Source organism: Brevundimonas sp., assembly GCF_027484365.1.
Taxonomy (GTDB): domain Bacteria; phylum Pseudomonadota; class Alphaproteobacteria; order Caulobacterales; family Caulobacteraceae; genus Brevundimonas.
Window position 1 is genome coordinate 56,433 of sequence record NZ_JAIXTC010000006.1, and the last position, 6,300, is coordinate 62,732.

Annotated in this window: 8 protein-coding genes and 1 tRNA gene; 5 read left to right on the top strand and 4 right to left on the bottom strand. The window is 69.6% G+C overall.

Annotated features, from left to right (window positions below):
• Positions 1-11: 11 nt before the first annotated feature.
• Both Q0044_RS01770 and Q0044_RS01775 read left to right on the top strand, forming a co-directional pair.
• Positions 12-515: a phasin family protein gene (locus Q0044_RS01770; RefSeq protein WP_298158732.1), complete on the top strand. Its 504-nt coding sequence runs from the start codon at positions 12-14 to the stop codon at positions 513-515.
• 56 nt (positions 516-571) lie between these two features.
• Entirely contained in the window at positions 572-724 is a 153-nt protein-coding gene (locus Q0044_RS01775; RefSeq protein WP_298158734.1) for a hypothetical protein, read from the top strand.
• 6 nt (positions 725-730) lie between these two features.
• Here Q0044_RS01775 and Q0044_RS01780 read toward each other — a convergent pair whose 3' ends face one another.
• Genes Q0044_RS01780 through tsaD form a run of 4 tightly spaced genes read right to left on the bottom strand, consistent with a single transcriptional unit; the run spans position 731 to position 3,850 of the window.
• Positions 731-1,117, bottom strand: a complete 387-nt coding sequence (locus tag Q0044_RS01780; RefSeq protein WP_298158737.1) for a Rieske (2Fe-2S) protein — start codon at positions 1,115-1,117, stop codon at positions 731-733.
• On the bottom strand, positions 1,114-2,112 hold the full coding sequence (locus Q0044_RS01785; RefSeq protein ID WP_298158739.1) for an NAD(P)H-dependent glycerol-3-phosphate dehydrogenase: 999 nt from the start codon (positions 2,110-2,112) through the stop codon (positions 1,114-1,116). The genes Q0044_RS01780 and Q0044_RS01785 overlap by 4 nt, the downstream gene beginning before the upstream one ends.
• Positions 2,113-2,134: 22 nt before the next feature.
• Entirely contained in the window at positions 2,135-2,710 is a 576-nt protein-coding gene (locus tag Q0044_RS01790; RefSeq protein WP_298158741.1) for a YdeI/OmpD-associated family protein, read from the bottom strand.
• An 18-nt stretch (positions 2,711-2,728) separates the two neighbouring features.
• Positions 2,729-3,850: a tRNA (adenosine(37)-N6)-threonylcarbamoyltransferase complex transferase subunit TsaD gene (gene tsaD, locus Q0044_RS01795; protein WP_298158744.1), complete on the bottom strand. Its 1,122-nt coding sequence runs from the start codon at positions 3,848-3,850 to the stop codon at positions 2,729-2,731.
• 39 nt (positions 3,851-3,889) lie between these two features.
• On the opposite strand from tsaD, the gene hemC reads away from it, so the two are divergent.
• From hemC to Q0044_RS01810, 3 genes are all read left to right on the top strand, one after another.
• The gene (gene hemC, locus Q0044_RS01800) at positions 3,890-4,822 is read left to right on the top strand and encodes a hydroxymethylbilane synthase (protein ID WP_298158746.1); all 933 of its coding nucleotides are present in this window, start codon (positions 3,890-3,892) and stop codon (positions 4,820-4,822) included.
• On the top strand, positions 4,819-5,502 hold the full coding sequence (locus Q0044_RS01805; RefSeq protein WP_298158749.1) for a uroporphyrinogen-III synthase: 684 nt from the start codon (positions 4,819-4,821) through the stop codon (positions 5,500-5,502). The genes hemC and Q0044_RS01805 overlap by 4 nt, the downstream gene beginning before the upstream one ends.
• Positions 5,503-5,545: 43 nt before the next feature.
• Positions 5,546-5,621, top strand: a tRNA-Thr gene (locus tag Q0044_RS01810).
• Positions 5,622-6,300: the final 679 nt, after the last annotated feature.

Here is a 6,300-nt window from a genome sequence, read left to right on the forward strand (position 1 = left end):
AAGCCCGTTCCATGACCCTGCTCGACAAGACGATCCGCGACGGCAAGCGCGCGGCGAAGAACGCCCGGTCGGCGGCGACCACCGCCGCAAACGGCGGCGAGATGATGCGGGCGGCCTCCGACGTCATCGCGGCCCGTCTGGCCATCATGGCCGAAGGCCTGGCCAATCCGATGAAGGCCGACATGGCCGAGATGCACCTGATGAGCACGGAAAAGGTCGAGGCCCTGAGCGCATCAGCCGCCGCCGTCGCCGGCAATCTGGGCGATCTCGCCGCCCGGGTCTCGAAGTCGGCCATGGACGAGGTCGGCCACGCCCGGAGCGCCGCCTCGGCGATCGCCGCCGCCGGCTCGCCCCAGGCCGCAGCGGCCGCCCACTACAGCTATGCGGTCGCCTGGTGGGGCCGTGCGGCGGGCCAGATGCTGACCCTCAACACCGAATTGCTGAAGGCCCAGGCCGATGCATTGAAGCCGATCCACTCCGCCGCGGTGGCCAATGCGAAACGGCTGAAGAAATAGGGAACGGCCGAGCTTCGCGGCACGTTGATTCCGGGTCAGCAACTGGAGCCATCATCATGGCCGACCCCAAGACCCAAGAGACCGACAAACACCCCGGCATGCTGGGCGACGGCACCGAGGAACAGAACCTCAACCAGCCCGGCGATCCGTCGAAGCGGATCAAGGAAGACGAGGTCGACGAAGCCTTCGGCGGCGACGAAAAGGGCTGATCGCCTTCAGTCGGGGGCGGCGGTCCGGATGATCCCGCCCTCGACCCTCACCGGCCAGGGCGTCAGCTTTCCGCCCGCGCAGGGCCCGCCGACACAGGCGCCCGACAGTGGCTCGAACACCGCGCCATGCCAGCCGCACAGGATCAGCGCGCCGTCCGGCGTCAGGTAACGGTCCATCTCGATGGCGATCGGGAAGCCCTGATGCGGGCAACGGTCGACCCAGCCGGCCACTTCGCCGTCCTTTCGCACCACGAAGCCGTGGAAGAAGGCCTCGCCGATCTGCAGGACAAAGCCGCGCGAACCGGGCTCGGCGATGTCGTCGAGAGCGCACAGGGCCACATTCGGCGGCGTGGTCCAGACCCGTTTGCGCTCGGCCGGGGCCGTCTCCGTCATTGCCGCTCGGCCTTGAGCGGTCGCGACAGCAGTCCCTCGATCATCGCGTCAACCGTTGATTCCCCGGCCAGCAGCGCCGCCGTCGCCTCGCAGATCGGCATCTCCACCCCCATCCGGCGCGCCAGCTCACGTACCGCCGGCGCGCTCTCATAGCCCTCGGCCACCGAACGTTTGCCGGCCAAAGCCTGTTCGATGGTCTGGCCTTCGCCGAGCGCCAGGCCCAGGCTCATGTTGCGCGACTGCGGGCTCGAACAGGTCAGGACCAGATCGCCGAGCCCGCACAGCCCCGCGACCGTCTCCGGCTCACCGCCCAGGGCCACGCCCAGCCGGGTCATCTCGGCGAACCCGCGCGTGATCAGGGCCGCATGGGCCGACTTGCCCAGACGACGTCCCTCGGACAGGCCGCAGGCGATGGCGAGGACGTTCTTGATCGCCCCGCCGACCTCGGCCCCGATCAGGTCGGTGGCCAGATAGGGGCGGAAGGCGGGACCCGACAGGGTCTCCATAAGGGCCTCGCCGAGCACGGCGTCCGCGCAGGCCAGGGTCACGGCCGTCGGCAGGCCTTTGGAGACGTCAGCGGCGAAGCTGGGTCCCGACAGGACGGCGGCGGGCGCATCCGGGATCGTCTCGGCGAGGACCTCCGTCATCAGTTTCAGCGAGCCGCGCTCGATCCCCTTGGAGCAGAGTACGATCGGCGCGCCTTCGCGATGGTGCGGGGCGTAGGCGTCAAGCGTCGAACGCATGAACTGGGCCGGCGGCACGGCCAGGACGAGATCGCAGGCGCCCAGGGCTCCCAGCTCCGCCGTCACCGAGATCCGGTCGTCCAGCACCACGCCGGGCAGGAAGGCTTCGTTGATTCGGCGGTTGGCGACGCTCTCGACCACCTCGGGCTCGCGCGCCTGCAGGATGACGTCCAGCCCGGCGCGCGCGCAGACCAGGGCCAGGGCCGTGCCCCAGGCGCCGGCGCCGATGACCCCTGCGGTGCGAAATTCCATAGGCGGGTTCCCTCGTGTCACTTTACCGCTTGGACCACTGATTGGCGCGTTGGCCAAGCTGGGCGAGTCGGGCAGTCTCATTGACGCGCTCTGCCCGTGTCCCGGTTCTCTTCGCCGTTGCAATCCATTCGAGGATCGATCGCCTCGCGGACGGCGGAAAGGCGTCGAAGTGTTCCGCAGCCCCGGGATGGGCGTCCAGGGCGGTCACGAGATCATCGGGGACGGACAGACGGCTCGCGCCGTCCAGAGCCGTCCAGCTCCCGTCCCGCCTGGCGCTCTCGATCGCGGCGATCCCGGGCGGGGCCACCAGCCCCTCTGCCAGCAAGCCCTCGATCCGCGCCTTGTTGACTCCGGACCAGCCGCTGCCCGGTTTGCGGGGCGACAGCCGGATCATGGACCGGTCCTGATCCAGTTTGCGCGGCTGACTGTCGATCCATCCGAAGCACAGCGCCTCTTCGACGACGTCGTCCCACGACACGTGATGGTCGGTGTGCTTCTTCCAGGTGATCAGCCAGATGCTGCCGGATCGCTGGTGGTTCTCGCTCAACCATTGCCGAAGGGCTGCGCGCGACCGGACCTCGACCTGCTCATGCTCCATGACGCTGTCCCCACGCCTTCAGGCCTTGGCGCCCTTGCGCCCGGTCGGATGGACAGGATCGGACAGGGCGCGCGCCGCGTCCAGCGGCCATCGTGGACGGGCGGGCGCATCGATGTCCGAGACCAGCCCCAGCTGAAGCCGTTCCGCCCCCGCCAGGGCGATCATCGCCGCATTGTCGGTGCAATAGGCCATGGGTGGCGCGAGGAAGGAAAAGCCGCGTTTCGCCGCCGTCGCCTCGAGCACCCGCCGCACGGTCCGGTTGGCCGCTACGCCGCCGGCCACGACAAACAGCCGGTGATCATGCTTGTCCGCATAGTCCGCCATGGCCCGGTCCGACCGCTCGGACAGCTGGCGCGCGATGGCGTTCTGGACCGCATCGGCCAGATCGGCCCGGTCCTGATCCGTCTCGCAGGTCTGGGCCAGCCGCGACGCCGCCGTCTTCAGCCCGGAGAAGGAGAAATCGCAGTCCTTGCGTCCCAGGAGCGCCCTCGGCAGGTCGAAGCGCGAGCCGTCGCCGCCCTCCGCCATTTTTTCCAGCGCAGGCCCGCCGGGGTAACCCAGCCCCATGGCCTTGGCGATCTTGTCGAAGGCCTCGCCGGCCGCATCGTCGATGGTCGTTCCCAGCCGGCTCATGTCGCCGATGCCGCGCACCTCCAGCAGCTGGCAGTGCCCGCCCGAGACCAGCAGCAGCAGGAAGGGATAGTCGACCTTCGCCCCAAGCCGCGCCGAGACCGCATGCCCCTCCAGATGGTTCACGGCCACCAGCGGCAGGCCGCGCGCCAGGGCCACGGCCTTGCCGAACCCCAGCCCCACCATGACACCTCCGACCAGACCGGGACCGGCGGTCGCCGCGACCCCGTCCAGCTCGCCATAGCCGAGACCGGCATCGGCCATGGCCCGGCGTACGACGCCGTCGATCATCTCCACATGGCTGCGCGCCGCGATCTCCGGCACGACCCCGCCATAGGCCGCATGGTCGTCGATCTGGGAGTGGACGACCGACGACAGGACCGTCGCCGTCCCGTCCGGAGTCAGCCGCACGACCGAGGCCGCCGTCTCGTCGCAGCTGGTCTCCAGCCCCAGAACGGTCAGGTCGGTTGCCGGTCCAGTCTCGCTGCTATAGTCCGCGCCCATACTCATCGGGTCGAGGTAGCGACCCCATCGGACCCGCGCAACTCAATGGCTCCCCTCATCCGTATCGGCACCCGTCGTTCGGCCCTGGCCCTGGCCCAGTCCGGGATGATGCAGCGCGCCATCGCCGCCGCCATGGACCTGCCGCTGACCGAGGTGGTGCTGGTCGAGATCGTGACCACAGGCGACCGGATCCAGGACCGCCGCCTGATGGAGGTCGGGGGCAAGGCCCTGTTCACCAAGGAGATCGAGGAGGCCCTGCTCGACGGCCGCATCGATATCGCCGTCCATTCGATGAAGGACGTTCCCGCCGAACAGCCGCCCGGCCTGGCCCTGGCCGCCATTCCGGAACGCGAGGACGCCCGCGACGCCTTCATCAGCCGCGACTTCGCCGGTTTCGACGCCCTGCCCCACGGCGCCCGCCTCGGCACCGCCTCCCTGAGGCGTCAGGCCCAGGCCCTGGCCCTGCGTCCCGACCTCCGGATCGAGATGCTGCGCGGAAACATCGACACCCGCCTGCGCCGCGCGGCCGAGGGCGAGTTCGACGCCATCCTTCTGGCCGCCGCCGGGCTGAACCGGCTGGACCGATCGGACGCGGTGCGCGACTACCTGTCCGCCGACGCCTTCCTGCCCGCCCCGGGCCAGGGCGCCCTGGCGCTGCAGACCCGCGAGGGCGACACCGACCACGCCTGGGTCGCCGCGATGAACCACGCCCCCACGGCCCTGGCCATCGCTGCCGAACGCGGGGCCATGGTGGCGCTGGAAGGTTCCTGCCGCACGGCCGTCGGCGCCCATGCGATCATCGCTGACGACCACCTGACCCTGACCACCGAGATGCTGGCCCCCGACGGCACGGCCCGCTGGCGTCGCGCCGGGACCTTGGCCGTAGTCGAGGGAATCGAGGCCGCCCGCGCCCTCGGCGAACAGCTGGGCCATCAGGTCCATCTGGCGGCGGGCGACCAGACCGTCCCGGTCCCTTGAGCGATCTGCGCCGCGTCTGGGTCACCCGCGCCCGGCCCGGCGTCGACCGCACCGCCGGTCGCCTGTCCGCCCTCGGCTTCACGCCCCTCGTGGTCCCCCTGCTGGCGATCCGCCCCCTCGACGCCCGCCCCGACCTGACCGGGGTCCAGGCCCTGGCCTTCACCAGCCGCAACGCCGTGACCGTCTTCTCAGGGCGCTCCGGTCCGCCATCCGTGCCGGTCTTCGCCGTCGGCGACGCCACGGCCGCCTCGGCCCGCGAGGCCGGATTCCGCGACGTCCGCTCGGCCGGCGGCGACCTTCACGCCCTGGCCGCCCTGATCCGGACCGAGGGCGCCGGCCTTTCGATCCTCCACCCCTGCGCCGCCGAACCGGCCGGAGACCTCGCCGCCCTTGTCGGGGACGCCGCCCGGGTCACGGCCCTCGCCGTCTACGAATCCGTGGAGACCGGGGCTGCGGCGCCGGACCCCTGGGACGCGGTCCTGATCCATTCCCCCCGCGCCGGACAGGTTCTGGCGGATCGCCTGGCGGCAGACGGGGTCGCGAGCCGCATCGCCGTCGCCATTTCTGACGCTGCGGCAAGGCCCCTGACGGTCGCGGGGCTCGCGGAAGTCCGCATCGCCGCCGCCCCGACCGAAGACGCCCTCCTCGCAGCGCTTGGCAAGCCGGGGGCCAACGTATAAAGAGCCGCTTCCGTCGCCGAGACCTCACGTCTTCCGCCGACAGGCCGCTTTAGCTCAGCTGGTAGAGCATCGCATTCGTAATGCGGGGGTCAGGTGTTCGAGTCACCTAAGCGGCACCATCCTTCCCATAGGGCCTAGGCTCGACCTAAGGCGGACGTACCTTACGGCTGGGCTCGGTCGTGGGTCCCACGTGGGATGCCTTCCGGTCGGGTCGCTTCTCTTCCTTGGATGGTCTGCTTTATGGAAATGGGATTCCCATTGGCAACTGACATCCAGAACGCGCTGGCTTGGTAAATTTGCGGGTCAGAGATTCCAGAAGGCATGTCTAGGCACGACTCAGAAGGCGAAAGCATAGATGGGGCGGCAAGCAGCGACTTGAGGTGCACGCATGTCGTCGGGCCAGAACCAACATTATCTGCCGCAAGGCTACCCGCGCCTCGCTCAATGCGTCGTGGTGTTTGAGCTCAAGACCGAGATGCGAAGCGAGCGCGTTCAAGCGATGGCTTTCGAGCTCAGGCCACGCGCGCCTCGCGACCTTCACGCTATCGAGCCGACGCGTCTCGATGTTTGGTTTGCTGTGAAACGCACATGCGGCTGAAAGCGCACCGCGGTCGAACGCCGAGTGCGCGATCGTGATGCGCCCTCCCAAGTGTTGGTTATGTGGGCGAGGGTTCGATGGTCGTCGACCGGGCCACCGGCGAGATCACGCGCGGCGAGGTGCCGCCCTATGCCGTGGTGGCCCAGGGGGCCTTGCCTGACCTCGGCCCGATGAGAGCCGCCCTGCGCGACGGAGGATCC

Bases quoted from the DNA above. Each gene is read 5' to 3' on its own strand.
- Q0044_RS01770 (WP_298158732.1), top strand. From the start codon at position 12: ATGACCCTGCTCGACAAGACGATCCGCGACGGCAAGCGCGCGGCGAAG.
- Q0044_RS01775 (WP_298158734.1), top strand. From the start codon at position 572: ATGGCCGACCCCAAGACCCAAGAGACCGACAAACACCCCGGCATGCTG.
- Q0044_RS01780 (WP_298158737.1), bottom strand. From the start codon at position 1,117: ATGACGGAGACGGCCCCGGCCGAGCGCAAACGGGTCTGGACCACGCCG.
- Q0044_RS01785 (WP_298158739.1), bottom strand. From the start codon at position 2,112: ATGGAATTTCGCACCGCAGGGGTCATCGGCGCCGGCGCCTGGGGCACG.
- Q0044_RS01790 (WP_298158741.1), bottom strand. From the start codon at position 2,710: ATGGAGCATGAGCAGGTCGAGGTCCGGTCGCGCGCAGCCCTTCGGCAA.
- tsaD (WP_298158744.1), bottom strand. From the start codon at position 3,850: ATGAGTATGGGCGCGGACTATAGCAGCGAGACTGGACCGGCAACCGAC.
- hemC (WP_298158746.1), top strand. From the start codon at position 3,890: ATGGCTCCCCTCATCCGTATCGGCACCCGTCGTTCGGCCCTGGCCCTG.